Below are 1,287 nucleotides of genomic sequence, written 5' to 3'. Positions count from 1 at the left end.
TCGGGTTCCGAATCATATTCCTCACCAGTTTTTGTGTTTGTCCAAACAATGTCTCCGTCACGTAGAGTGAGTCGATAAGCGTTGTCTTTCAGTTGGCTGGGTAATTTTGCCAAAAACGTTTGCACGTATTCCGGTTGTTCAATCACAACGGCCCTTTCGGTATTCAAAGCCGCAGATCGAGGATCCCAGTTCATAGAGCCGACGAACAGTGTTTTGTCATCAATCGTCATTGCCTTTGCGTGCAAGCTCGCACGGCTACTGCCCGTTAAGCTCCATTTACTCTTGAGCTTCGCGCTGGATTTCACTTCCCAAAGTTTGATGCCGGATTCGAGCAAATCTTCACGATATTTGGCGTACCAGCCATGAACGGCAAAGACGTCATTCGACGCAAGGCTGTTGGTTACGATGGTGATGTCGACACCTCGCTTAGCTGCATTCGTTAGAGCTTTTGTGCCAGCTTCTGTTGGGATGAAATAAGGCGAGATGAGCACGAAAGAGTGCTCAACACTTTTTAATAGCTCGGTTAAGTTTCCGACTAATTGGCTATCGTGTGTCGTGACTTTATCTGGCAAATCGAACCAAACTTGTCCATCACCCCAGTACAAGTTCAGTTTGCCTTGTTTGAGGTCTTGATACATATCCAAGGCGGTAAAATCGTATCGGCCAGAAGAGAATTTCTCTTGCAAGTTCAGTTTGGTGACTTGTTTTTGAATCGCGGCATCGGAGACGCTTTGAGAGTCTGGCGATATCCACTCCATCGGCACGGCGTGTACGCGGGGCCAATAAAGATCAAACTGATCCGCCGTTTTCTGCACGGCTTCCCCGTAGAGCAGTAAATCGAAGTCGCCGAACTCTACTTCTGATTCAAAAGAGAAATCCTCGTTACCAATATTTCGTCCACCGACAATCGCAGAGACACTATCAGCAATCAGCGATTTATTGTGCATTCGGCGGTTCAGACGTTCGAAGTCACTGGTTAACGCAAAGATTCGTGCAGAGCGGTATTGATGAGGATTGAACAGGCGTATTTCAATATTGGGGTGCGCATTTAGAGCCGCCATGACGTTGTCGTTGCGTTTTTGCATGTCATCAAGCAGCAGCCGGATTCTGACGCCTCGTTTGGCTGCTTCGTACAAACGCCAAGTGATCAGCTGGCTGGTTTCGTCACCGCGATAAATATAGTACTGAAGATCCAAGCTTTTTTGTGCGGACTCGATGAGAGAAGTACGAGCAAGAAGGGCATCGTGTCCTTGGTTGAGCGGGTAAAAGCCAGTGATGGTTTTAGGA

Annotated in this window: 1 protein-coding gene; it reads right to left on the bottom strand. The window is 47.7% G+C overall.

Features of this window, described 5'->3' with window-relative positions; genetic code table 11:
• Positions 1-1,287, bottom strand: a 1,287-nt coding sequence (locus tag R7Z50_RS24305) for a phospholipase D family protein (protein ID WP_318149323.1), incomplete at both ends; no start/stop codon positions are given.

This window comes from Vibrio sp. 1249-1, assembly GCF_033340495.1.
The sequence above is the reverse complement of the archived record's forward strand: the minus strand, read 5'-3'. Positions and strand labels throughout refer to the sequence as shown.